Below are 24618 nucleotides of genomic sequence, written 5' to 3' on the forward strand. Positions count from 1 at the left end.
TTCCCTTTCCAAGTCTCCGAGTCGTTCAGCGGATCAAGCGTCTCCGCGCTTGATGCGTTTGATCCAGTCCTTGATCGTATCATCGCCCGGATTCATCTGGCCGATGCGCTCGAACTCCGCCAAGGCGCTCTCTTTCATGCCCGCTTTGACGTAGATCTTGGCCAGGGTGAGCCGAGGTTCGACGGCCTTGGGGGCCAGCGCAACGGCCTTCCGGGCCATGTCCCCGGCCTTGCGCAGGTCGCCACCCCCCTCGTACAGGCAGGTCGCCACCTTGGCGAAAATGTTCGCGTTGGGCTTGCCACGCGAGACCTTTTCGTAGGTCTGCGCGGCCTCCAGGAAGTGCTTGTTGGATTCCTCGTACTTTGCCTGCTCGAGGTAGGTGTCGGCGAGGAGCGCGCTGGCCTTGTCTTGCACCATCTCGAAACGCTCCTTGAGGGCTTCGTCGTCGGGCGCGAGGCTGACCGCAATGCGCAGAGCATTGGCCGCGGAGATCACGTCGCGGGTGGCCATCGCGCCTTCGGCGGCGTCGACGTACTTCTTGACCTGGTTCTCCCGCGCCTGGCTCAGCCGCGCTTCGTAGCGGCGCTTGAGCTCGTCCGCCACGTGCTCCTGGATGGCAATGCGGTTGGACGGCGGGGCTTCCGGCGGCACCGAGGCTCGCCCCGGAGGTACCATCGAGCCGCGCAGCTTTCGCGCCAGCGCGCGCCGCCGCTCTTCAGGGTCCGCCGCCGGTGGCCAGGACGTGCTCGGTGGCGCCTGGCTCGCGCGCTCCGAGAGCCGCGCTTCTTGCTCAATTCGCTGCCTCACCGCCTCGAGCTCGGTGCTCTCGGTGCGCATCGCTCGCTCCAGCGCCTTGGTCCGACTCTGTGCGGCAAGATAGATGTCGTACTCGTCGCGCGTCGCCTTGCGCGCCAAGACCTCCTGCGCCTCGGTCAGGCGCTGGAACACCCGCTCGAGCTTGAGCTTGAAGCTGCCCAGCTTCTTTCCGTAGTATTTATCCGGGTGGAAGATCCCGACGACCTTGAAGTAGGCATCCTTGATGACCTTCTTGTCGGCGTCGGTGCTGACCTCCAGGAGCTCGTAGTGAGAGACCGTCTCGAGCCGATAGTAGTAGTCGAGGATCTTGCGCTTGCGCGGCAGCTCGAGCTCGACGTCCTCGTCCAGCTCGCCGGGATCGTAAAGGGCGGAGGCGGGGTGGGCTGCGTCCTGTTGCTCGGTTGATTTAGCCTCGATGACCGGGTGCGAAATTCGCACGCCCGGAGGGACGGTCGGCTGCTCCCTCTGCGGAGGCGCCGAGGACGTGGCCGCAACGGCGTCTTCGTAGCGAACCGCCCCGAGCTCCACGAGGCGCTTGAGGCTCTCCTTCACCCGACCACTGTCGATGCCCGTCGCGGCAGCGATGTCGGCTTCACTCGAGCGGCCATCGACGCGTGTCAGGACGAAGGCTTCCTCTGGACCGATGGGCAGCGCGCGCATGTCGATGCCGTCGACCACGCGAGGCAGTCGAGCCTGTTCACGCGATTGCACTATCCCTCGGTCTCCAAGCGCCCAAAATACCCGTCGAAGCCTAGCCCGTGGGTCGATTCTTCTGCAAATCAGCCAGGGTCGCCCGGAGCCATCCACAGCCACCAGTCTCGCCCGCTGGAAATGGCCTCCGATAGCGCGGACACAACGCGCTGCGTCATGACGTGCGCGTCGGCGTTTTCACTGTCGATGCGCCGAACGTGCAGCTGAAATCGGGCCGAGCCAGTCGGGCGCGTCAGGGACGCCACCAGCAGTGGAACGTGCGCGGCCAGGGCGAGGCGTGCCGGTCCCGTCGGCAAAAGAGTCCGCCGACCCAGAAAAATCACGTCCGTCGTCTCCACCCGCGCGGGCAGATCCGCGAGCACACCGAGCAGGCGTCCGGTGCGGAGCGCACGCACCATGCGCGTTGGCGCGCCCGCTCGCCCTCGGTGGATCACGGTCACCCCTCGCGCCAGCCGATGCTCGTCGATGTGAGGGTCCAGGTCTTTGTCGTAGCTCTCTCGCACGACGACCGCTGTCGGGAGCCCCAGCTCGGTGACACGCGGCGCGATCAACTCGAAGGGCCCGAGGTGCGCGCTGACCACCACCGCGCCGCCGGCGCACCGGAGCGCATGCTCCGCCGCCGGAGCGACGTCGATGAAATCACTCGCCCGTACGTCGGGGCGTCGCAACAACAGACTGAGCGCCAGGCTCTCGCCGGCATTGACGAAGCAGCGCTGGGCAACACGTCTCGCTTCGTCATCCGACATCACGTCGGTCGCCCGCTCGCGCGCGCGGCGTCGCAGGCCGGGGGAGAACCACCAAACCAGTCGACCAAGCCCGCGTCCGAGCTGCCTCAGCGTCGAAGCCGGTAGATGATCCGTGAAGCCGAGCGCGCAGCGCACCGCCGCGCGGATGCCGGCGTTCTTGCAGCGCTGCCAGGTGCTCCAGCGTTCGCCGAGGCGCTGGTCTCGCACGCGGACCGGTAGGCCGCCGCTCGGGCTGACGAGAGCGGCGCGAGTCACGAGTCGCAGCCGCGCCGCAATCGCTCCCGAGCTTCTGCGACGCGCTCGGTTGCCCTCTTGCAGCGGGCGCCGGGGTCGTCGGGCCCATTGAGAGTGCAGATCCGCGCCTTCGCGCGCTCCATCGAGGCCAGGGATTTCCTTGCGGTATCGCAGTCTCTGCCGGCCGAGAGCTCGCTGCCGAGGCGCTCGGCGCCCAGCTCGAGGGCCCGTTCGGCGTCGCCCAGCGAGGTCGGCGGCGGCTCGGCATATCCGCCCTGCAAGCCGTCCCCGTCCGAGCCCTCACCGCCCGGAGCCGGGCCGGATTCGGGGCTCTTGGATTCGGATTCCTTCGCTGCCGGCGCGCTGGTTGGGGCTCCGGCGGGAGGCATGGGACTCGCTCCACACGCCGCGATGGCGAGGCTCAGTGGTAGGCATACGAGGCCGAAGCGGCGGGTCATTGGCCCGCCTCCGCTGGGCCCGTTGCTTTCTCGATCACCTCGGCTTGGATCACCATCGACTTCTCGAACGCATCGAGGGCGCGCTTCTTGGCCTCTTCAGCCGCCGCAGACTCACCCTTGTCTTTCAAGCTCTTGCCGAGGCGCTCTTCGACCAGGCCTCGGATCTCGAACAGGTGGCCTCGGAAGTAGGTGGTCTCCTTGGCGAGCTCGAGTCCACGCTCGACGTCGCGCGCGGCTGCGGGATACAGGCCAAGCTGACTCTTCAGATCGGCGAGGCGCGCCAGGCTGTCGGCCAGCACCTCGCGAACTTCGGGCGCGCTCGGCGATGCGCCGCCCGGCGCGGGGCCGTCGACCAGGCCCTGGAGCGCGTGGACCGCTTGTTCGAGCCGGCCGGCTTCTTCGTGAAGATCTGCGCTGTGGTGAGCAGCCTTGGCTCGCGAGAGGAACGCCAAGAGCACAGGATCGATCGGCGCGGCGGCGTCGCCGTCCGGCGCTCGCTCGCTCGAACCCTTGCTGCACGCGCCGAGCGTGAGGGCCAGCGCGACGCCGAGCAGGCAGACCAGCCGAGAGAGGGGGTGTCGACGGGACATGTCAGCGAACCCCCCACAAAGCGTAGCGGTTGGATCTGAGCTCCCTCGAGCGGGCCAGGGCGATGCGATCGACGCGCGCCGTGGTCTCCGTCGCCTCGAATTTCTCCGAGAACATGGCGGCGGTCGAGCGTGAGACGGCGAGGTCTGCGGCGCGCCGCGCGAACCCCTCGTGACCCGCGTCGAGCGCGGGCGCGAGCACCAGGAACCAGCCTGCAGCGAGCGCTGCGATGGCAGTGGCTGCAGTCCCGAACGCCACGAACCGCACGTTGTTTCGGCGCGGGGCACCGGTGCGCCGCCCGAGCACCCGGGCGGCGACCCGCTCGGCAGCGAGGGCGCCGAGCTTGTCCGGAGTGGCGGCCGAGCGGAGTGCGTGGGCCAGCTCAGCAGCCGGATGTGCTCCGCGGCCTTCGAGTGCCTCGCGGAGTCGCGTGCTCTCCGCGATCTCTTCCGGGCTCGGGGGCGCCAGCGGATCTTCCAGTGCCGCGGCGATCAGCGCCTCATTGACGGCCTCGTCCAGCGCGCTGGGTGCGAAGGCCGCGCGGAGTGCGCGGCACAGCTCCTCCTCCTGCTCCTCCGGCAAGAGCGGGAGGTCGGCGTCGGTCGCGGGGTCTTTGGGGTGTTCGGTCATGTCCCACCCGCCTCGCTCGCGAGGGCCTTTTTCAGCGCGGCCATCGCTCGATGCAGTACCACGTCGAAGGTCGCCACGCTGACGGATAACTCGCTCGCCGCTTCCTCTCGCGAACGCTCCTCGAGCACTCGCAGGCGGATCGCCGTCGCGTAGCGTGGGTTCAAGCGCCCGAGCAGATCGTCGACCTTGCCGCGGGCGCGAGCCAGATCGTGCTGCTCGATCACCTCGGCTTCGCGCGAGTCCCGCTCGGCGGCGTCAATCTCACGTTCGATGTCCGCGGGCTCGAACAACACCTCGCGCTTGCGGGCGCGAAGTTGGTCGAGGGCCACACGCAGGGCGACCACGCGCAACCAGGGGTAGACCCCGACACTCTGCCAGCTGAACTGGTCGAACCGCTCCACGACCTTCATGTAGGTCGCACTCAGTGCTTCTTCTGCAGCCGCAGCGCTGCCCAGGCGCGGCAAGAGCACACTGCGATACAGGCGCGGGCCGTAGCGCCGGAGCAACGAGCCCAGCGCGTCCCGCTCGCCGGCCTTGGCTCGCTCGACGAGCAGGCGCTCCTCCTCGAGCTCTGCCGGGTCCCGCTCCTGCACCGCCCGGACTCTACACGGGGGGTTTGCCTCGAACAGCCCCGAGAAGAGCTGCCAGGCGAGCGCGGCGGCGGCGGCCCGGGGGTCCGGGAGGCTGGGGTAGGCCGGGAGGCACAGCGCGCTCATGCCAGCCGAACGGGCGAAAGGCCCCGGAGCTTACGCCCGTGTGTTCAGTGCCCGCTCGGCGGTCCGCTCGGACCCCGTTCTCGCCGCGCGAAGTGGGGCCGAGACACGATAGGGCTTGCCAGCACAGCCCTTGGCCGAAAGATTCCCGGGCACCGTGCCGCCCGGCTCCAGCATCTGCCCTCACTGCGGGGGACTGAACTCCGTCACCGAGAAGGTGTGTTTTCGCTGCGGCCAGAAGCTCCCGGGACCCCTCGGTCGGAGTGCAGCAGGGCTCGTCGCGACCGCGCTCGGTCGCGAGTTCCCCCTGACCAAACTCTACGTGATCCTGTGCGTCGCGGTCTTCGTCTTGACGGCGCTGGCGAGCGGCAAGCTGCAGATGCTCGGGGGGATTCGGGTCTCGGAGGCGCTCAAGTGGGGCGCGCTGTTCGGCAACCTGGGACGCGTCGAGCCGTGGCGTTACCTGTCCGCCATGTTCGTTCACTTCGGGCTCCTGCACCTCGGGTTCAACATGATGGCGCTCTGGGACTTCGGCCGCGCGACGGAGCAGCGCCTCGGCTCCGGCCGGTTCTCCCTCGCCTTCATCCTGACCGGGGTGCTCGGCTTCGTGACCAGCGACCTCTGGTACGCCTTCACCGGAGCGCCCGCGTTGACGGCGGGAGCGAGCGGCGGACTCTTCGGTCTGACCGGCGCGCTGATCGGTTATCTGTATGCGGCGCGCGATCCGGCGTGGAAACAGTTCTTGGTGCGGGTGGTGATCTACGCCGCGATCTTCGCGTTCGCATTGTCGGTGAACAACGCGGCGCACATCGGCGGCTTCCTGAGCGGATTTCCCCTGGGTTACGCGTTCTACAAAGAGCGTCAGCCCTGGAAGCGCAACAAACTCTTCGGCATCGTCTCCCTGGTGTGTGTGTTGCTCAGCGTGGGCTCCATCGCGCTCTGCCACGCGTCCGGCGTGTGGCAGGATGCGCGCCGGCAGGAGCTCCTGATGGGCCGCGACTGAGCTCGGCTCGCGGTCAACGCGGCGGCGGGGGTTTGTCCGCGCTGGCTGAGCCCGCGACGGGCTCCGTGTTCTTGCCCGAGCTGAAATTACCAACCCATGTCCCCGAGAACGAGCTGGGCCTGGCGAGATCGTCGACGATTGCGTTGGCGGTTGCCGCGATGACCAGCGAGGCGGAGGGAGCCAGTGGCTCCGCCGAGGCTTCGCTGGCCTTCTGCCACAGGCTGTTCATTGCCGCTTCGCACAGCGTCTCACAGCACGAGGCGTCGCACTTGTTGAACGCTTCGCCGGGGGCCGTTCCGTTGGCGACCAACGTCTGCGCGACCTTCTTGCAGCTCGCAACCTCGGCCAGCGCTTCTGCGACCGAGCCTGCGCCCGTCACCTGGGCCTTGGCGGGTCCGAGGGCGAGCGCCGTCAGGAGTCGCGAGGGGAGCAGATTGAGATCGACGCCGAGCGCGATGCTGTCGTCCGGGTGGGCCTGCCAAGCGGCCAAGAACTGCGTCGGAAATCCTGCCGCCGCGGCGTCCGCTCCGGCGACTTGCTCGAGCGACAGCCAGATCTTCGAGCTTACGCCGCTGGCGCTCGAGAGGTGGCCGCGAAAGGTGTCGGGGGATGCCAGCCCTTCGGCACCCTGGGTCAGCCAGGGTTTGACCCACGTGCGGAGCGCGCTCGGACCGCCGAGGGTCGTCTCGACGAGGCCGTCCCAGCCTGCCGTCTTGCGGGCAGCGGTGAACGCAGCAACGTCGGTGGCTTTGGCCTGCATGCCGGAGAGCAGCGCGGCGGCGTCGTTCGACGCCGGGGAGAGCGCAGCCAGCACGGCGTCGACCCCCAAGAGTGCGCCCCACTTTTCCTTGGCCCCCTCCAGTCCCAGGACCAGATCGAGCTCGGCGCCGTCGAGGTTCATGGGCAGATCGAGCACGGGCACAGTGACAGCCTTGACCTCCCCGGCATCGACCTCGCTCACGTCCTTGCAGCCAGCGATGGATTCCGCTCCCCGCAGCGTCACGGCCAGCGCGGGGCCGACCGGCACGTCCTCGACTTGCGGGCTCTGGCCTGCCGGAGCGCTGCCCTTGAGATCGCCGTCGGCGAGCAAATCGCCAGAGAGCTCGGCACAGGTGACCCCGGTTCGAACACTCGCGACCCAGCTCGAGATGCTGCGTTTTCCGGTGTAGCTCGGCGTCACCTGCAGGGTCGCAAAGCCGAACGCGCTGACACTTGCGCCGAGACTCGCGGAGACTTTGTCGCCGGAGCTAGCTCGGACGCTGAAGGTCGTGGCGGAGCTCGGGGCGGTGACGACCACGTCGGCTCGGCCGGCGGTGTCCGTCGTGACCTCGCTCTGGTCGAGGGCGGCGTCCTTGGCGTCGCCGAGCAGGGCGAACCGGACGGCATAGTGACCGGGCGGTGAGGCCTGAACGGTCAGCGTCTGCACATCCCCCGGGACGAGCTTCAGGGTTTCTGCGGGCGTGAACGCCAACGCGCTCGGCCCGCTGGTGGCACCGGCGGAGCCGCCGGTCCCGTCGTCTCCAGGCGCCGCCGCGCCGTCGCCGCAGCCCACACATGCGCAGACCACGCCGAGGGGCAGCGCCCAGCGAACGCTGCGAGGGAAGTGCCAGTAGACCGTCATCACAAAGCTATGAGTTACGCTCACAAGCCTAGGCTTCTGGCTGGACAAAGCAAGGGAACCGCCCGTCAGCGCGCCGGAGCCGGCCGCGTGATATGAACGGAGCTGTCGATGGATTCACTAATCCCGAGGCCCCTCAGCGTTCTCGTGGTGGACGACGAGCCCGGGATCCGGCAGCTGCTCCAGATCGCCCTGCGGCGAGAGGGGTACAACGCAGTTCTGGCCGCGGGGTACCGCGCCGCCATCGAGGCCATCGAAAAGAGCCCCCAGCCCTTCCCGGTCGTGCTCACCGATCTGGCCATGCCCGACGGCTCGGGCTTCGACGTGCTCGCGGCCGCCAAACGTCGGGAGCCATCGACCGAGGTCGTGCTGATCACCGCCCACTCGACGGTCGACAACGCCATCACTGCCATGCGCGGCGGCGCGTACGACTTCGTGACCAAACCCTTCCAGCCCGGGGAAATCACGGCGCTGATCCAGAAGGCGCTCGAAAAGCAGCAGCTCTCGTCGGAAAATACCCGGCTCAAGGCTCAGATCGGTCGCTCCGACAGCGGGGTGCTCGGGCGCAGTGCGCCGATGCGGGCGGTCATGGAGCTGGTCGACCGCATCGCCGCCACCAAGACCACGGTGCTCATCACGGGTGAGAGTGGGACGGGCAAGGAGCGCGTGGCCCGGGCGATCCACGAGCGCTCCGATCGGCGCGCCGGGCCGTTCCTGGTCGTCAACTGCGGCGCCCTGCCCGAGGCCCTGATGGAGAGCGAGCTGTTTGGCCACGAAAAGGGCGCGTTCACCGGTGCGCAGACCCGGCACCGCGGGCTATTCCGCGACGCGCACGGAGGCACACTCTTGCTCGATGAGGTGGGGGAGCTCCCCCAATCGCTCCAGGTCAAGCTGCTTCGCGTGCTGCAGGAGCGCAGCGTGCGCGCGGTGGGAGCAACGCAGGAGACCGCCATCGACGTGCGCGTGCTCTCGGCCACCAACCGTGACATCGAAGCCGAGGTGACTCGCGGCGTTTTCCGGCAAGACCTCTACTATCGCTTGAACGTGATCCGGGTGGAGTTGCCCCCGTTGCGCGAGCGGCGTGACGACATTCCGCTGATGGCAGAGCGGTTCTTGAAGCGCTTCGCGGCGGAGATGGGCAAGGACGTCAGCGGGTTCACGGCCGATGCGCTGCGCGCTCTCGAGCGCTATGAGTACCCGGGCAATGTTCGGGAGCTCGAGAACGTCATCGAGCGGGCGGTTGCGCTGGCCGGTTCGCGCTCCATTGGGCTGGGTGATCTGCCCGCGGAGGTGAGCGGCAGTGCCAGCGCCCCGACCGCCTCGCTCCTGACCCTCGCGCCCGAGGGGATCCAGCTCGACGAGGTCCTGAACGAGGCGGAGCGGCGCTTGCTGCTGGCCGCGCTCGAGCAAACCGGCGGCAATCGCACGGCGGCCGCCAAGCTGCTCGGGATCACGTTCCGCTCGCTCCGCTATCGGTTATCGAAGCAGGGCTTCGAGGACGGAAGTGATGGGGAGCCGGAGCCGGAGTCGGGTACGCAATAACTTCAGGCCCCGCCGCCGTTTGCGAGGCCAAAAAGCAGGCGCTCTGGCGAACCGCGGGCTAGAATCGATCGTGTTTGATGGTACGCACCGTGCATCTGTACACTGGATCGATCATGCGGCGGGTAGGACGTAAGACCACACCGCGACGCGGCCGCGGCTTCAGCTTGGTGGAGCTGATGATTGTCGTCGTGATGGTGGGTGTATTGGCGACCGTCGGCATCGTGATGTTCCGGCGTTGGATCTTCCACTCCCGCTCGGTCGAGGCCATTGGCATGGTCCAGAGCATCCGAGTGGCCCAGGAACGCTGGCGCGCGGAGACCGGGGGATACATCGACGTTTCGACGAACATGACCGCCTGGTACCCGACCACGACGCCCGGCCGGACCCTCTACGACTGGCAACAGGTCACCGGAAATAACTACGCGAAGTGGCAGTTACTGAACCCCACTGTGTCGGGACCGGTGCAGTTCGCCTACGTGACGAAATCCGGGCGACCGTTCACCGCGATGGCGGTACCGGTGACCGTCGACAAACCCACCTGGCCGGTGATCGCCGCAACCATCGAGCCCTGGTATGTGATCCAGGGGATGGGGGATACCGACGAAAACGGCGTGAAGTCGTACTACGTCGCGTCGAGCCTGAACGGCGAGCTGTTCAAGGAACACGAGGGCGAGTGACGCGGGGCGGGCGGGGATTTCCCTCGCGCAGCCGCTGTGCGTTCGCCGGGGTGTTCCGGGGCATATGTAAGTGCGCACGCTACCCTGTCACCTGTCGAACATTGGCAGTCTCGCGCGCACGACTGACGAGAATCGTCACTTCGATTTAGCCGCCTGAGCCTCAGGCATGGGAGGATTGCTGAAATGCCGCGAACAACCCCGCCGGAGCACTGCTGGTATGGTTGCTGCACTAAGCAACCGCAGATGCGTGGGCGTTCACCAAGAGGTTTCACCCTCGTCGAGCTGATGGTCGTGGTGGCCATCGTCGCGGCGCTGGCGACCCTCGCGGTGTACGGCGTGCGCAAATACGTGTTCGCGAGCAAGGCCGTCGAGCCCATCTACATGATTGGCCAGATCAAGACGGCGCAGGAGGCCTGGCGCGAGGAGTTCAACGCCTACTACGACGTGTCCACCTCGCTCAGCAGTTATTACCCGGACAACCCGAACAACGCGAAACGCCACTGGGTGAACACGGGCCACGGCGACTACCAGAAGTGGTTGTTCTTCGGGGTCTCCACGCCCAACCCCGTCCAGTACGGCTACGTCACGAAATCTGGCGGGCCGAGCGACACGCCCCCCGCCATGGGCACGACGAAGGTCTTCAACTGGCCAGCCACGGGCGAGCCGTGGTTCGTGGTCAAGGCTGTCGGTGATCTCAACCAGGACAGCAAGTACTCGATGTTCGTCGGCTCGAGTTTCACGCAGGAAATCTACGCGGAAAACGACAGCGAGTGATTCAAATCGATCGCGCCCGACCGTTCTCAGGAACCGGGCACCTTCTGTAACCGTGCGCGCGCGGCGGGTGGCCGGGCGCGGAGGAATGGCCCGTCCACCCGATTCACGAAGACAAGGAGCAACCATGAAAAAGAAACTGCAAAGAGGCTTTACGCTCGTCGAGCTCATGATCGTCGTTGCGATCGTGGGCGTGCTCGCCGCGCTCGCAATCTACGGCGTCCGTAAGTACATCGCCAACGCCAAGACGGCAGAAGCGCGCAACTCACTGGGCCAGATGTCGAAGGACTCTGCGAGCGCGTACGCCCGTGAAGGTATGGCCGGCGCGGTCCTGGGTTTGGGCTCCGTGGCCAACATCAGCAACAAGCTGTGCGACAAGGCCTCGGCGACCATCCCAGCGTCTTCTGCCTCGATCAAGGGCCAGAAGTATCAGTCGAGCCCGGCCGAGTGGTCGGTGGATTCAGCCAAACTTCACACGGGCTTCGCCTGCCTGAAGTTCACGATGACCGACCCGCAGTACTACATGTACACCTACGCCTCGAACGGCGCGGGTGACACTACCGGTTGGTTCAACGCCGTTGCCAACGGCAACCTGAACGGCGACGGCACGCTGTCGACCTTCACCATGGCCGGCAAGGTGCAGTCCGGTACGGCCGGTGGTCTCGAAGTGAACGTCGCGCCGAACATCCAGGAAGTCGATCCGGAGGAATGAGCTTCTCCTGACGCTGCAGCGTGCCCGCGGACGTTTCGTCCGCGGGCACTTTGCTTTTTGTGGACCTGGCTTTCCGACTCGCGTTTCGCTTTCCTCACTGCGTCGAGGTGCGACCGACTCGCCAGGAGCGGATGGCGTCCAGCTCGGTGTCCACGACGCTGCCCAGCAGCTGGCCAGTTGCTTCACTGCCCGGTGTACCGAGATCACGCGTCTCGTGGGGATCGGCGCACAGATCGAAGCGAGCCCGCCAACCGGCGTCGAGGTCTTCGATCCACTTCTGGCAACCTGTGAGGAGCGTCTGGGTGCGCCGTTCGCTCGACCAGCGCTCGGCGAAGACCCACGGCCGCGGCAGCGGACGCCCTGAACGCAGGTGGTCGACCAGACTCTGGCCGTGCCACGGATAGGCGTGAGGCAGGCCCAGGAGATCCATCAGGGTCGGCAGCACGTCGACCAAGCCCACGAGGGTGTCGATGGCTCGTGGCGGGCCGAGGTCGAAGCCGGGCGGCGCGCACAGCACCAGCGGCACGTGCAGCTCCTCCTCGAACAGGCTGTGCCCGTGGTTCGTCGTGCCGTGCTCCCCGAAGGCCTCGCCGTGGTCCGCGGTGAGCACGATGAGCGCACTTTCCGGCAGCTCTTGCAGGAAGGCGAGCAGCTCGGCATCCATGTCCCGCGCGGTGCGCAGGTAACCGCTCTGTCCCTCGCCGCCGCGATACGGCACATGCAGGTCCATCAGGTGAATTCTGAGGTGCAGCGGTTCGCTGGTCGGGGTCTCGCGCATCTGCGCTCGGGCTCGCTCCAGGCTGACCGAGAGGGAGGGGAACGAACCGTCGCCGGTGTTGGGCAAGGTTCCGCCCCGCGCGTAGCCGGTGAGGAAGGCGAAATTGTGCAGGTGAAACGGCGGAAAGACCACGAGGGTCGAGTAGCCCGCCCCGTCGAGCAACGAGGCCAGGGTCGGCGGCGTCGAGAGCAACTTGTTCTTGGGATCTGCGAGCGCGACCCGCCATGCGTCGCCGTCTTGCACGTGCCGTGCGCTCATTCCGGTGTGCAGCGAGAGCAGGGACTCCCCGGTCGAGTTGGCGTTCGCGTGGGCGTTGGTGAAACGGTGGCAGCGCTCGACGAAGCGGCGGGTCTGGGGCAGCGCCGAGCCGTCCTCGAACCAGTCGCCTCTGAGGCCGTCCACCGTCAAGAGAATCACTGCGGGTCTGTCCTTCGGAGCGGCGCGGTCCGAGCGCTGAGCGCGCGGGCTGGTGGGGCCGAGCGTCGCCGTCGTCAGCTGGAGGTTCCCGTCCTTGCCCGTGCAGTTTTGATCGCTGCCGTCGTCGGGGAGGTCGACGAAGGCGGGACTGCGGGTTGGATCGAGATCGTCGCAGTCGAGCCCGAACGGCCCGGAGCTGCCGTCGCCGTCGAAGTCCGTGAGCTCCTGCAGACCGCGCAGGGCGAGGGCGCTGAAGGGCGCGCGGGCAGAAGCAAACCGGCGCAGCGCGGCGTGGGTCGAGTCGAGCCAGAGTCCCACGAGCGCGAGACTGGCGATCAGGCCGAGCACGCGACCTCGCCAGGGCGGGACGCGCAGGGGGCCGCGGCCGAATAGCGTCATCGCGACCAGCGCGAGCGCCGGTCCCAAGACCGGCGCGTCCGCTGCCGACGTGAGGCTCGAGGCTGCCACGCCGAGCAACACCAGCCAGAGCAGGCCGCCGGCGAGGTTCGGCCGTTTCGCCAACGACTTGCCGCGCAGCTTGGCGAAGCCGAGCTCGAGAGCTGCCCAGACTGGCAACGCCCCGAGTGCGAACAGCGCGCCGGCGTGCCAGCGCAGCTGATAGTCGAGGGCCAGCGTCTTCGTGAGCGCGAGCGTGCTGACGGCGTAGAGCAGCGCGGCTCGCACGACGGCAGCCGGTGCATGCAGCACCTGGAGGGTGAACGTGGCGCGGCGCGTGAGCGGTTCACCCAAGGCGCGCGCGCGGCTGGCCGCGGTCAGCGCCAGGTCGAGGCCGGTGACGGCAGGCGCCAGGACCAAGAGCCGAGCCGTACGTGTGGCGAGCTCGAGCGCCGCCGCGCCGAGATCCGGGAAGTGAGCGGCGAAGGTGACGGTGCGGACGAACGTCTCGACGGCCGCGACCGAGAGCACGAGCAGCACACCGCGCGTTGCGCTGTCGCGCAGGGTCAGTGCCAAGGGTCCGATGCCTTGGGCTCTCGGCTCCGGCTCGGAGGCGGGGGTCTCGGTCACCGGCTGCTCCCCGCCCGAACTCCCGCCGCGGCTGCGTCGAAGACCGCGATCAGGGGATGACCGGGCACCAAACGCGTGAGCTGCGCACGAGCGCGGCCGAGCCGCGCAGTGTCACCGGTGCTGATGGCGGCGGCGGCTTCGAAGAACCACGCGCGGGGGTCATCGGGCGACTGCTCGATGGCCAGCTGCGCGTCGTGGTCGAGATCACTCGGCGCGAGCTGGCCGCGAAGCACCGCTTCGAGTGCCATCTGGGGAGCGGTCAGGTGTCGGAGCAGCCGATAACCGCGGGCAGCCAGCGCCGCGTTGGGGCCGGCCTTTCTCACGTACACGGCGCTCATGCCGTCGAGATACACCAGCGTCCACGCGGGGGACTTGGCGATGGGCGCGCCGAAGGGTTCGTTGGGTTTCGCGCGCACGATGGCCCACTCCAGGGTGTATTCGCTGACCAAACTCTCGAACGCGGCATCGTCTCGCAGGCTCGCGTGGAACTGATCGACCAGCGCCGGCGCGTGAACCCAGCTGCTGCGCCCGTCGATCATGACCAGGTGCTCCGGATACAATCTCCAGCTCAAGTAGCCGCCGAAGTCGAGATAGTTCCACATGCGGCCGGCGGGGTGCTCGCGTTCGATGAAGCTCACTGCGGCCTCCGGAAAATGTGCAGGCTCGAAGCCTCGGCCGAAGCTGGTGGGATTTTGCACCAGCAAGATCGGGCCGACGACCGTCAGGGATAGGCCCGAGAGCCAGTGCAAGCTGGGGGTGACCGGCGCGAGCGCAGCCAGGCGTCGGGCCACGATGGGCGCGGCGATGATCACTGCCACCGGGAGCATGCGGAGTGCACTCAGACCCAAGAACACCGCCACGGCCAGGAGCCCGAGCTCGTAGGCGGGGGGCACCCGGCTCTCGTTCGGCTCACGCCCGAACGCCAGCGCCAGCGCAACAACGACGCCGAAGGCGAGCATCCCGAGCTCGTGACGGGCCAGAAATTCCAGGCTCGTGCGCTGCCACTCGCCGATGCGCGAGAAGTCTCCTCCGACCCGGAGCGGCGCAGTGAGCAATTGATAGCCGGCGACGTTGGCGCCGGAGGCCGCGACGCACAGGCTCGCGACGATCAGAGTCCGACCGGCGTCACCCCCGTCTTGTTTCGGGAACAAGCGCGGGAGGCGGCCGCGGGTCAGGCGGCATGCCCCGCGGTAGCCTGCGTGAAATACGAGCAGAACCAGGCCCAGCACGGCGAAGCCGTGCAGGTTGACCCAGAGACCGAAGAGCGGGACGAGCAGCATGAGCCATACCCGGGTTCTCTTGCGGTCTGGCTCACGGCGATGGGCGTCGAGCACCCAGAGCGTGAAGGCAAGGAGCACGAACGACAACGTCGCGGGTCGCACCAAGATCCAGTCGCCGATGGCGGCGAGCGCGAGCGCAACGACCACGAGCGCGATCGGTCCGGCGCCTCGGCAGCGTGCCAGCAGCAGGAGCGCGAGCAGCGCCAGCAACACCGCGCCGAACAGCTGGAGCAGGAGGGGCCCCCCGACGCGCATCAATCCATAGAACCCGAGGTCACTCAGAAACTCGATGTACTGCACGGGTCGGTGGGTGAACGCCAACGGGTCGATGCTCGGGATTTTTCTCTGGCTCGCGATGTAACGGCCGAGCGCCAGGTGCCACGGCAGATCGGGGTCGGCGAGCCGCTTGAAGGCCTGGACCGCGAGCGCGCCCAGGAGTCCCACGCGGCCGATCCACTCGGCGATGGTCTCGGCCCGAGTGGCGCCCCGGGCGGCGTCAGGCTCGGGAACCGCGCTCAGCACAGCGCAAGGACAGTCCCATTCAGCCGCCGCGTCAACGTGAGGGCGGCGCCGAGGCGGGGCGTTTTTCCCGCAGGCGGCTTGTGTCTTTTGTTCGAACGTAGAAGGCTAACGGGGCGTGCGTTCGCTCACCCCCGTCGAAGCTGCGGTTGCGGTCGCGGTGGCCGCGTCGGTCCTCGCAACGGCGCTGCCCGCGTTCGTGAGGAACCTGCACGCATCCAAGTTGGTCGAGCCCATCGACGGGCTCAATCGCATCGCCACGCGAGCCACGGCCATGGCTGCGGCCCGCCCGGCAGCTTCCGCATACCCGGAGAGTGTGAGCCTGACCCCCGCCCTGGTACCGGCGGGCACGCGGGTCACCGACCCGCCTGGAACCTGGGAGCATCCAACCTGGAGGCTCCTGGATTTCGGCTTCACGGTGCCGCACTCGTTCAGCTTCGCCTTCGAGAGCGGCGGCAGCACCGAGCAATCCAGCTTCTACGCCCGGGCCCTCGGCGACCTCGACGGGGATGGCAGCACCAGCGAGTTCAGCATCTCGGGCGCGTCGCGCGCTGGCGGCGAGCCGACGGTCTCGGCCATGGACATGTATCGTGAAATCGAGTGAAGACCGCCCGGGTCGCGCGGGGCGGCTGCGGGGCGCGCTGATCGCAATGGCGCTGATGCTGCTCTGTGCAGCGGTGATCGAAAAGACGCGGCCGAACCTGGCCCAGCAGTTTCACGAGCTGAAGACCGGGACCGACATCTATGCGCTGCCGAGCCCCGAGCAGACGGTCGCGCTCAGTCTGGGTTTTCGCTCGGCCCTCGCCGATCTGCTCTTCTCCCAGGTGCTCGTGTCGTACGGCATTCACGTCCAAGAGAAGCGCCGCTTCGAGTTCGTCGGGAACTACCTGGAGACCATCAACGAGCTCGATCCGACCTTTCGCGGACCGTATCGCTACGCGGACACTCTCCTGACCCTCGGCGCGGTGAATCCACGCGAGGCGGACTACGTGCGCGCGCGCACGATCCTCGAGCGGGGCATGAAAGAGCGACCCCTCGACGCGGAGCTCTGGTCGCAAGCAGGGCAGTTCATGGCCTACCTCGCGCCAACGAACTTCAAGGACGCCGAAATGAAGCAGGAGTGGCGCCTCGAGGGTGCGCGGCGCCTGGCTCGGGCGTGCGAGCTGGTGGGGAGTAATGAAAACCTGCCGTACCACTGCATTACCGCCGCCACGATCCTGTCGAAAGCCGGCGAGCGGGAGGCGACGGTGCAATTCCTGGAGCGGGTACTGACGGTCGTCGACGACGAGGAGGTTCGGGCGCTGGCCCGGAGCTATTTGCAGAAGACCGCAGGCGAGCAGGCGCGCGACGAGGTCCAGTGGCGAGTCGAGCGCTTCAACAACGTGTGGTTCTCGGATCTGTCCTACCTCGGCAAGGACGCGCTGCTCGTCGCGGGCCCCCCGCTCGACGTTGCCCGCTGCGCGGGGCAGAGCAGTGGTCGCGGTGGCGACTGCAATGCCAGCTGGCGGTCGTGGGGCGAAGGGATCGATCGACGGTGAGGTCATGAAACCCGTCACGCCAAGGGTCGCAGTCTTCCTGTTCGGCTCCGGGATGGCGGCGCTGATCTATCAGACCGCTTGGGAGCGAATGCTGCGTCTCGTGTTCGGCGCTTCGACCGCCGCCTCGTCGGCGGTGCTCGCGATCTTTCTCGGCGGCCTGGGCCTGGGCGGGGCCTGGCTCGGCAAGCGCGCCGAGGCGACCGATCGGCCGCTCCTCCTGTACGGAAACCTCGAGCTTGGCGTGGCGATGTCTGCAGCGGTGACGCCGTTCCTCGTCGACATCGTGGCCCGCGTCTACTGGTCCATGGGGGGTAGCTCCGCGCTCGGCACCGGAGTGGCCACGGTGCTCCGGGTGGTGCTGGCCGCGCTCGTGCTGGGGCCTTCGGTGGTGTTGATGGGAGGCACCCTGCCGGCGGCGGCGCGGGCGGTCGAGCGTGACGAAGATCTCGCGCGCGGCAAGCTCGCGCGGCTCTACGCTGCCAACACCGCGGGCGCGGTGCTCGGTGCGCTGCTCGGCACGTTCGTGCTGTTCGAGCTGTTCGGCATGCGACTGTCGTTGTGGGTGGCCGCGCTCTTGAACGCGCTGGTTGCGATGCTGGCGCGGCGCGCGGGCGCCGAGCTGCCGAGGGTGCCCGCGAGCGAGGAGACCAGCGGCGCGCCGGACGCCGATGGCACCGCGGAACCGTCGGCTCGTCCTACGCGCGTCGTCTACCTGGTCGCCGCGGTGGTTGGTTTTGCCTTCTTGGGCCTCGAGATCGTGTGGTACCGCATGCTGGGCCCGATCCTCGGCGGCTCGAGCTTCACGTTCGGGCTCATCCTTGCCGTGGCGCTCGCGGGCATCGGCATCGGCAGCTTCGTCTACACACGACGCCGGGAGACGGAACCCGCCACCCTCTCGCTCTTGGCGTTCACCGTGGCGCTCGAGGCCGCATGTGTGATCTTCCCGTTCGCGCTCGGGGATGGTGTCGGATATTTCGCGGTCTACACGCGGCCGATGGCGAGCCTCGGGTTCGCCGCTCTGGTCGTGACCTGGGTCATGGTCACGGTGATTGTCGTGCTGCCGGCGGCGATCGTCGCCGGCTACCAGTTCCCGGTGCTCTTTGCCCTGCTGGGCACCGGTCGCACGCAGGTGGCTCGTCAGGTGGGGTTGACCTACGCGTTCAACACCGCGGGTTCCATCGTCGGCGCGCTCCTGGTTGGGTTCGTGCTGCTCCCGCGGCTCGGCGCAACCGGATGCTGGAAGCTGGTCGCCGCTGTCTTGCTGGGTTTGTGCCTGGTCTTGTTGGTGATCGAGGCCAGGACCGCTGCCAAGAAACGCCTGTTGGTCGCGCTGCCCGCGGTCCTCTCTGCGGGACTTGCCGCAGCCATGCTCACGGCCCGGGGCCCGACCGCGGTGAGCCGACACACTCCGATCGGCGCCGGACGCGTCTCACTCGGCGGTTACGACAAGAACGGCCTGCGCGACTGGAGCAACCGCATGCAGCTGCGCATGCTCTGGGAGAAGGACGGCGTCGAGAGCAGCCTGGGTGTGGCCACCGGCAACGGCATCACCTTTCTGGTCAGCGGAAAATCGGACGGCTCCGTATTCGGGGACCGGGGCACGCAGGCATTGCTCGGGATCTTGCCGGCGCTCTTGCACCCCGAGATGAAGTCCGCGTTCGTGCTCGGGCTCGGCACGGGCATGACGTCTGGCTGGCTCTCGAGTGTACCGGGCATGGAGCGCGTCGACGTCGCGGAGCTCGAGCCGGCGATCGTCGAGGTCGCCCGGGCGTCGGCCGCGGCGAACCAGAAGGTGCTCGACCAACCGAACGTGCACCTGTTTCTCGGTGACGGGCGCGAGTTCCTGCTGACCAACGAGCGCAAGTACGATTTTGTCGCGAGTGAACCCAGCAATCCCTACCGCGCGGGCGTTGCGTCGCTCTTCACACGCGAGTTTTACCAGGTGGTGGCGCGCCGTTTGAACCCGAACGGCATGTTCGCGCAGTGGGTCCAGGGTTACGAGGTCGACACCGAGACCGTGCGCATCGTGCTCGGGACTCTCAGAACCGTCTTCCCGTTCGTCGAGGCGTGGCAGACCCAAGGCGGCGATTTCCTGTTGCTGGCGGGCATGCAGCCGCGAGTCTACGACGTCGATGAGCTGCGTCGCCGCGTTCAGCTCGAGCCCTACCGCACCATCTTGCCGCGGGCCGGACTGATCGCGGATGCCGAGGGTGTCCTGTCGCACTTCCTCGCGGGGGACGCCTTGACGCGAGCCATCGCCGAGTCGACCTCGCCGCCGATCAACACCGACGACAACAACGTGCTCGAGTATGCGTTCGCGCGTCAGGTCGGGTCGGGTGGTGCGGACATCTCCGTCGAGCTCACGACCCTCACGCAGTCGCGTGGGCTCGCGAAGCCGGAGGTGCGTGGCAAGGTGGACTGGCGTCGCGTCGAAGAGCAGCGTGCGCGCGCCTGGCTCATCATCGGCTCGGGCCGCGCGCCGGATCTGCCGTATTCCGATCCGACGGTGCGCGCGCGGGCAGACGCGTTCGCGGCCGGCTGCGCCGGAGACTACGAGACCGCCGGTCGCGCCTGGTTTTCTCAGCGGGACGTCGCGCCGCACGACGTCGTGGAAAAATACGTGCTGGCGCAGGTCCTCGCGCAGAACAAGGACGAGCGGGCGCTCGTCTTGGCCAGCGAGCTCGGTCTGGAGGGTTACCGGGCCGAGGAACACGTGGTGCGCGCTCGTTATCTGGCCGGCAAACGCCGACAGGTCGAGGCGCTCGACGAGGTGCTGAAGGCGCTCGTCGATCTGCGGACGACGGCGCTGCCCCTGTGTGACACGGCACATCAAGCCGTCGAGCTTCTGCCGCACATCATCGGAGGGCGGGTGGATCTGTCGGCGACGGCCGCTCGGGTGCTGATCGAAAGCCCGCTGGCGGTCTACAACCAGGACGAGCAGCGGCTCATTCTGGGGCAGCGACTGGCGTTCGTCTCCGGCGACTCGGCGCTGTGTGTGCAGGCGCTGGGCGCGAACCTGGAGCTACCGTGGTGGCAGCTCGGGTTCTTGGCCGCACGGGCCGAGTGCCTGGAAAAGGCCGGCCATCCGTGGGCCGCGCGGGCTCGGGTGGACGTCGCCGAGTGGGTGAGCGCGTCCCTCGGGAACATCTCGGCCGGTCTGATCTTGCCGCCGCCACTGGTCCCGACTCCTCCGAGCGAGCCCCGGGACGATGCCGGGGTGATTGCGCCGATCGTCGAGGATGCAGCGGCGCCCGATGCGGACTCGCCCGATGCCGGTGCGGGCTTCGCAGACGCGACGCCTGCGGATTCGGGCAAAGACGCCGCGGGGGCACGCATGGCCGCGCCCGACTCAGCCACCCGAGAGTGAGCGGAGCTCCGCCGCAAAATCTAGACGCAGCCGCGACGCGAGCTCGGCATTGGCGCTTCTGTCGGGGAGCAGGCGCCCCAGCTCGTCCTCGAAGCCCTTCAAGCGCACTCGGGGTTTTCTGAGATCGAGCTCGAGGCGCAAGCGGTCGTTGCCGGAGATCAAGAGCACGTCGGCGACGTTGCCGTCCCAGGCCGTGTGGGCGAGGAGCTGAGCCGTTCGGGGCGCACGGTCAGCGAGCAGGTCGCGCCCGCCGAAGCGCTCGAGCTCCGGAAGGGGGCCGCCGAAGAGCTCGGGCTTGGCGGCGGGGCCGCCGAGCACGTGCCCGATGGTCGGCAAGAGGTCCGTGTGCAGGGTGGGGGTCTCGACGCGACGCGGCCGGACTCCTGGACCGACGATGAACGCTGGAGTCCGGGCAACGATCTCGGCGAACGAGTAGCCGTGACCGAAACGGCGATCGTCGAAGATGCTCTCGCCGTGGTCGCCGGTGACGACGATCAGGTTCTTGTCCGCTGCCAGGCGATCGAGGCTGTCCGCGATCAGCGCGTCCAGAAACCCCATGCTGTTCTTGTAACGATTCATCAGCGGCACGGCGGCGGCCTCGCCCAGCGACGCCATCGGTGTGCCGAAGCGGACCTCGGTGTCGGCCGGGAGGTGGGTCTCGTACTCTTTGGGGTACTGGTATTCGAAGTGCGAGCTCATCAGGAAGCTCAGGAAGAAGACGGGGCTCGGCGCCGTGTTGGCCGCGTCGACCAGGCTGCCGAGGGCGCGCCGGTCCCACCCGACCCAGTCGCCGTGGTCGTCATGGGCAAAACGGTCGAAGGTGGAAGCGTTGACGAACTCTTCTTGGCGCATCCAGCTGAGCGGCTGACCCGAGAAGTACCCTGATGAGTAGCCCGCGCGGGCGAGCAGTTGATTGAGCTCGGGTCGTAACTTCTGGTCCAGGGTCGCGTGATATTCGAGGGCGGAGCGGCCGTAGAGCAGGGCGAACAGGCCGGCCTCGGAGTACATCGACCCGGCGTAGTGGCGCTCGAGCCGCAGCCCGCGGGCGGCCCACGCACTCAGACGCGGCATGAGCGCCGGCGTGAGCGCGTCGTAGCGCCAGCTCTCGATGACGATCACGATCACGTTGGGGCGCGGCCCTGGGGCCAGCTTCGCGTCGCTCTGGCGCTCGACGAAGAGGCGGGCGAACGCCGTGCGGTACTCGTCGCTCAGCGCCTGTTCGAGAGCCGCGAGGGCGGGATCGGAGAGCTGGCTCGCAGCAGCATCGTGTCGACGCAGATCGAACGGCAGTGCAGCGAACAGCCGCTCGAGCAGCAAGGAGTGACGCCAGGCTCCGGCCAGCACGGGTGGGGCGACGGCAACCCCGAGGGTGACCGATACGCAGAGCGCGGCGGTCGCGGCGCGAAACCCGGGCGTGAAACCTCCGAGAGCCCGCAGCACCAAGCGGCCGAATCCGGCGAGCCCGAGCGCGGTCAGTCCGATGGACCCGAAGGTCAGGAGCGCCGTCTTGAGCGCCCAGCGCCCGCTGTCGCCTCCCGCCACCCGCCCGCTGGGCAGGGCCAGGAAGCGGAGCACGTCGCTCAGGTGTCGCCCGAACTCCGCGTAGATGGCGAGATCCACCGTCACGGCGGCGGCGCCCAGACCGCCGAGCAGCGCGGCGCACACCAGCGCAGCTCTCGAGCGCCGAACGGCAAAGAGCGCAGCAGCGGTCACGAACCCCGGCAGCATGAACGACACACTCACGCCGACGATGGTGAGAGGGATCAGCCAGCGCTCGTCGCCGCTGGGGGGCGCGAGGTCGAGCCCGAGGATCTGCTCGTAGGTTCGTTTGCCGAGCAGTCCAAACGACAGCGCCGCGTAGCCCCACGCGGTCAGGCACAGCGTCGTCAGTCGCATCGCGACGCTGGGTGTCGTGCCCGCGGAGGTAGGGGGGGCGTCGGGGCCGGAGCTCATGGCCCGAGCAGCGCCTCGATCTCGGCAGGGTCGCGGAACTCGCGCATGTCGGCGAGCAAGGTGTCCGTCGCGTTCCACGGCAGGACGTTGCCCCGCGGCGTCGCGAACTCGAGCCGCACGTTGTCGTCGTTGCTGATGAGGGCGGCGGGAGTCGTCCCGGAGCGCGTGGCCATCGAAGCGATGAAACGATCGAGGCCGTTCCCCGTCAGCAGGCAGTCGGCCAGGATCTCTTCGTGGGTCCGCTCCGCAGGCCAGGTGGCCTCGACGCGCGGATCGCGGCGCAGGGCTTGGATGCGGCTCCTGGAGCTGACCAGCGGCTCGAGGGACGCAACCAGGATGCCCTGGCCGCCGCCGTTGAACAGCGCCACGTGGGGGAACTCGGCGCGGAGGGTCGCGAGGATGCTGCCGGCATCGGCGCGGGTCATGTGGTGCAGCTGGATCCACTGCTGGAACACGCCGCCGGGGGCCAGGTGCTCCCGCACGATGTGGTAAAAATCACGCGAGTAGAGCGAAGAAGCGCCGGCGAACCAGATGCTCGACAGCTCCATGCCGATGACGTCGTAGCGCTGAGTGTCGACCATCAGGTGATGACGTCCGTCGTCGAGCACGAGGCGAACCCGCGGGTCTTCGAGCACCCCCCGGTTCACGTCGCGGAAATATCTGCCCGCCGCGGTGGCGATGGCCGGCGAGATTTCCACCGCGGTCAGCTGCCGGAAGGGAAATTCGGCGAGGGTGCCCAGCGAGTGCGCGGTGCCGAGCCCGATCACCAGCGCCTGGTCCGTTCGTCGGGCAAACAGCAGCGGATAGAGCGAGAAATAGCGCTGGGCAGCCATTTCATAGGCGTTGTTCCCCTGGAATTTGCCGTTGGTGTAGAGCGTGTACACCGGGCCGGTCTTGGTCACCGTCGTGACGCCGCCCTGCACGTCCTCGGCGATGAACACGACGCCCTCGACCGGGCGCACGCCGCCAAAATACACGTTGGTGCCCGCGGTGAGCTTCGAGAGATCCCAGCGCGGAGTGGCGAACGAAGCCAGCGTCGCCGCGACACCAAAGGCAAACACGACCCATAGCTTGCGCGGGGACGCCGCCGTGCGCCGGTGGACGAAGGCCCAGAGCACGGCCGCGGCGCTGAGCGCGAGGGCCACCGCGATCAGGCTGCCCTGGGAGCCCAGGCGCGGCAGGACGACGAAGCCCGCGACCAACGAGCCGAGCACGGCGCCGACGGTGTTGACGGCGGTCAGCCTGCCCGCCAGCTGGCTGACGTTGCCGAGGGCCGCGATGCGCTGCAAGAGCAGCGGGAAGGTGAGCCCCATCGCGGTGGTGGGGACCACCAGGATGCCAAACGCCACCGCGCCGCGGAACGCCTCGCGGGCCTCGAAGGAGCGGTAGTCGAGGCTCTTTTCACCGAACAACAGCGGCAGTCCGTCCCACCGATGCAGCGTCACGCCGAGGGCGAACCCCGCGAGCGCGAGCGCAAAGGCCGGAGCGAGCACGCCGAGGCGTCGATGGGCCATCGGCGCGAGCGCGGCGCCGAAGCCCAGGCAGGTCAGGAAGATCGCGAGGATCAAGCCGAAGGCGTAGGCGCTGTTGCCGATGATCAGCGCGAGCAAGTGGGTAAACACGACCTCGGCGCCGAGCACCACCAGACCCGAGAAGAGCGCGAGCGCGTACAGCACCCCCGCGGTCCGAGGGGGTGCCGGTTCGGCGGGCACGGCGACGCGAGCCGGCGCGTCTTCAGCGGCCGGCGGTGCGTCGCGACCTGGCGAGTCATCCGTGTCGGGCGACGCGGCGGTCCGAGGGGGCGAGGCGCGCATGCGGGAGCCCGCGAGCAGCGCTATGACTCCGACGCTCGCGCCCGCGACGGCGGCGTACGAGAGAGTTCTTGCCAGTCCCAGCTTCGGCAGCGCGACGTAGGCTGCACCGAGCGCACCGAGCGCACCGCCGAAGGTGTTGGCGGCGTACAGGGCGCCGAGCCAGCGCTCGCGGTGGCGGCTCTCGTGTTCGTCTCGGGCGTTCTCGGAGCCGAGCAGGCGAGACAAGAGCGGCAGCGTCGCGCCCATGGCAGTGGTCGGAACCAGCACGACCAGGAACGCGAGCAACCAGCGCACTGACGTGACCAGCAGCACGGACTCGGGGTGCGCTCGCACCAGGCCAACGTAGAACGGCGTGATCGCGGTGAAGGCTTGCGGGGCCAGCGCAATGCCCGCGGCGACAGCCAGCTCGAGCAAACCGTAGGCGACCAGGGGGCGCTGTACGTGTCGAGCCCAGCGCCCGGACAGCTGGGCGCCGAGCGCGAGTCCCGCCATGAAGGCTGCGAGTACCGAGCTCACCGCGTAGGCGGTCGCACCCACGACGTAGGAGAGGTAGCGCGAGAAACACAGCTGCGCGATCAGCGCCGTTGCGCCCGATATCGCGAACAACACCAGGGGTACCCCCAGCTCGAGCAGCCGGCGCGGTCGGGGCGGAGTCACGCTGCCGGAGTATTGCAAGTTTGAGCCGTGAGAGCGCGCCATTTCGGACG

The 24618-nt window shown here is 68.1% G+C and carries 19 protein-coding genes; 8 read left to right on the forward strand and 11 right to left on the reverse strand.

All coding sequences use genetic code 11. The features are described from left to right. Positions 1-33: 33 nt before the first annotated feature. The 6 genes from IPI67_16755 to IPI67_16780 form a co-directional block, all read right to left on the reverse strand. Positions 34-1527 (reverse strand): DnaJ domain-containing protein, encoded by a 1494-nt coding sequence (locus tag IPI67_16755; GenBank protein MBK7581845.1) that lies wholly within the window; start codon positions 1525-1527, stop codon positions 34-36. Between the two features lie 68 nt (positions 1528-1595). After that, on the reverse strand, positions 1596-2528 hold the full coding sequence (locus IPI67_16760) for a lysophospholipid acyltransferase family protein (GenBank protein MBK7581846.1): 933 nt from the start codon (positions 2526-2528) through the stop codon (positions 1596-1598). Further along, positions 2525-2896: a hypothetical protein gene (locus IPI67_16765; GenBank protein MBK7581847.1), complete on the reverse strand. Its 372-nt coding sequence runs from the start codon at positions 2894-2896 to the stop codon at positions 2525-2527. The genes IPI67_16760 and IPI67_16765 overlap by 4 nt, the downstream gene beginning before the upstream one ends. 65 nt (positions 2897-2961) lie before the next feature. Then, positions 2962-3555 (reverse strand): hypothetical protein, encoded by a 594-nt coding sequence (locus tag IPI67_16770; protein MBK7581848.1) that lies wholly within the window; start codon positions 3553-3555, stop codon positions 2962-2964. A gap of 1 nt (position 3556) precedes the next feature. Continuing rightward, positions 3557-4183 carry a hypothetical protein gene (locus tag IPI67_16775; protein MBK7581849.1) on the reverse strand — a complete coding sequence of 209 codons (627 nt, stop codon included), beginning with the start codon at positions 4181-4183 and terminating at the stop codon, positions 3557-3559. Beyond that, positions 4180-4899, reverse strand: coding sequence for an RNA polymerase sigma factor (locus IPI67_16780; protein ID MBK7581850.1), 720 nt, complete (start codon positions 4897-4899; stop codon positions 4180-4182). Before IPI67_16780 ends, IPI67_16775 begins: the two co-directional genes overlap by 4 nt. 154 nt (positions 4900-5053) lie before the next feature. On the opposite strand from IPI67_16780, the gene IPI67_16785 reads away from it, so the two are divergent. Beyond that, complete coding sequence (locus IPI67_16785) at positions 5054-5899, forward strand: rhomboid family intramembrane serine protease (protein MBK7581851.1); 846 nt, start codon at positions 5054-5056, stop codon at positions 5897-5899. Between the two features lie 13 nt (positions 5900-5912). Here the strand turns inward: IPI67_16785 and IPI67_16790 are convergent, their stop codons facing one another. Next, positions 5913-7520 (reverse strand): hypothetical protein, encoded by a 1608-nt coding sequence (locus IPI67_16790; GenBank protein ID MBK7581852.1) that lies wholly within the window; start codon positions 7518-7520, stop codon positions 5913-5915. A 108-nt stretch (positions 7521-7628) separates the two neighbouring features. On the opposite strand from IPI67_16790, the gene IPI67_16795 reads away from it, so the two are divergent. The 4 genes from IPI67_16795 to IPI67_16810 all read left to right on the forward strand — a co-directional run bounded on the left by IPI67_16795 (position 7629) and on the right by IPI67_16810 (position 11219). After that, positions 7629-9059, forward strand: coding sequence for a sigma-54-dependent Fis family transcriptional regulator (locus IPI67_16795; protein ID MBK7581853.1), 1431 nt, complete (start codon positions 7629-7631; stop codon positions 9057-9059). A gap of 113 nt (positions 9060-9172) precedes the next feature. Beyond that, positions 9173-9736 carry a prepilin-type N-terminal cleavage/methylation domain-containing protein gene (locus tag IPI67_16800; protein MBK7581854.1) on the forward strand — a complete coding sequence of 188 codons (564 nt, stop codon included), beginning with the start codon at positions 9173-9175 and terminating at the stop codon, positions 9734-9736. A gap of 243 nt (positions 9737-9979) precedes the next feature. After that, on the forward strand, positions 9980-10510 hold the full coding sequence (locus IPI67_16805; protein MBK7581855.1) for a prepilin-type N-terminal cleavage/methylation domain-containing protein: 531 nt from the start codon (positions 9980-9982) through the stop codon (positions 10508-10510). A 124-nt stretch (positions 10511-10634) separates the two neighbouring features. Beyond that, positions 10635-11219, forward strand: coding sequence for a type II secretion system protein (locus IPI67_16810; GenBank protein MBK7581856.1), 585 nt, complete (start codon positions 10635-10637; stop codon positions 11217-11219). Between the two features lie 94 nt (positions 11220-11313). On the opposite strand, the gene IPI67_16815 is transcribed toward IPI67_16810, so the two are convergent. Next, positions 11314-13386, reverse strand: coding sequence for a sulfatase-like hydrolase/transferase (locus tag IPI67_16815; protein MBK7581857.1), 2073 nt, complete (start codon positions 13384-13386; stop codon positions 11314-11316). Between the two features lie 50 nt (positions 13387-13436). After that, a complete protein-coding gene (locus IPI67_16820) occupies positions 13437-15242 on the reverse strand; it encodes a hypothetical protein (GenBank protein MBK7581858.1) in 1806 nt (601 codons plus the stop codon). A 115-nt stretch (positions 15243-15357) separates the two neighbouring features. Between IPI67_16820 and IPI67_16825 the strand changes: the two genes are divergently transcribed. The 3 genes from IPI67_16825 to IPI67_16835 are packed head-to-tail and all read left to right on the forward strand — an operon-like array spanning position 15358 to position 20144. Beyond that, on the forward strand, positions 15358-15843 hold the full coding sequence (locus IPI67_16825) for a hypothetical protein (GenBank protein MBK7581859.1): 486 nt from the start codon (positions 15358-15360) through the stop codon (positions 15841-15843). Continuing rightward, positions 15830-16777, forward strand: coding sequence for a hypothetical protein (locus IPI67_16830; protein MBK7581860.1), 948 nt, complete (start codon positions 15830-15832; stop codon positions 16775-16777). Before IPI67_16825 ends, IPI67_16830 begins: the two co-directional genes overlap by 14 nt. Before the next feature lie 4 nt (positions 16778-16781). Continuing rightward, positions 16782-20144 carry a fused MFS/spermidine synthase gene (locus IPI67_16835; protein MBK7581861.1) on the forward strand — a complete coding sequence of 1121 codons (3363 nt, stop codon included), beginning with the start codon at positions 16782-16784 and terminating at the stop codon, positions 20142-20144. Here the strand turns inward: IPI67_16835 and IPI67_16840 are convergent. Both IPI67_16840 and IPI67_16845 read right to left on the reverse strand, forming a co-directional pair. Next, on the reverse strand, positions 20127-22097 hold the full coding sequence (locus IPI67_16840) for a sulfatase-like hydrolase/transferase (GenBank protein ID MBK7581862.1): 1971 nt from the start codon (positions 22095-22097) through the stop codon (positions 20127-20129). The genes IPI67_16835 and IPI67_16840 overlap by 18 nt on opposite strands. Next, a complete protein-coding gene (locus IPI67_16845) occupies positions 22094-24610 on the reverse strand; it encodes a fused MFS/spermidine synthase (protein ID MBK7581863.1) in 2517 nt (838 codons plus the stop codon). The genes IPI67_16840 and IPI67_16845 overlap by 4 nt, the downstream gene beginning before the upstream one ends. Positions 24611-24618: the final 8 nt, after the last annotated feature.

It is taken from the genome of Myxococcales bacterium (assembly GCA_016706225.1).
In the GTDB taxonomy this organism is placed as follows: Bacteria; Myxococcota_A; Polyangia; order Polyangiales; family Polyangiaceae; genus JADJKB01.

Bases quoted from the DNA above. Each gene is read 5' to 3' on its own strand.
- IPI67_16770 (MBK7581848.1), bottom strand. From the start codon at position 3,555: ATGTCCCGTCGACACCCCCTCTCTCGGCTGGTCTGCCTGCTCGGCGTC.
- IPI67_16845 (MBK7581863.1), bottom strand. From the start codon at position 24,610: ATGGCGCGCTCTCACGGCTCAAACTTGCAATACTCCGGCAGCGTGACT.
- IPI67_16780 (MBK7581850.1), bottom strand. From the start codon at position 4,899: ATGAGCGCGCTGTGCCTCCCGGCCTACCCCAGCCTCCCGGACCCCCGG.
- IPI67_16765 (MBK7581847.1), bottom strand. From the start codon at position 2,896: ATGCCTCCCGCCGGAGCCCCAACCAGCGCGCCGGCAGCGAAGGAATCC.
- IPI67_16840 (MBK7581862.1), bottom strand. From the start codon at position 22,097: ATGAGCTCCGGCCCCGACGCCCCCCCTACCTCCGCGGGCACGACACCC.
- IPI67_16800 (MBK7581854.1), top strand. From the start codon at position 9,173: ATGCGGCGGGTAGGACGTAAGACCACACCGCGACGCGGCCGCGGCTTC.
- IPI67_16795 (MBK7581853.1), top strand. From the start codon at position 7,629: ATGGATTCACTAATCCCGAGGCCCCTCAGCGTTCTCGTGGTGGACGAC.
- IPI67_16805 (MBK7581855.1), top strand. From the start codon at position 9,980: ATGCGTGGGCGTTCACCAAGAGGTTTCACCCTCGTCGAGCTGATGGTC.
- IPI67_16810 (MBK7581856.1), top strand. From the start codon at position 10,635: ATGAAAAAGAAACTGCAAAGAGGCTTTACGCTCGTCGAGCTCATGATC.
- IPI67_16835 (MBK7581861.1), top strand. From the start codon at position 16,782: ATGAAACCCGTCACGCCAAGGGTCGCAGTCTTCCTGTTCGGCTCCGGG.
- IPI67_16790 (MBK7581852.1), bottom strand. From the start codon at position 7,520: ATGACGGTCTACTGGCACTTCCCTCGCAGCGTTCGCTGGGCGCTGCCC.
- IPI67_16775 (MBK7581849.1), bottom strand. From the start codon at position 4,183: ATGACCGAACACCCCAAAGACCCCGCGACCGACGCCGACCTCCCGCTC.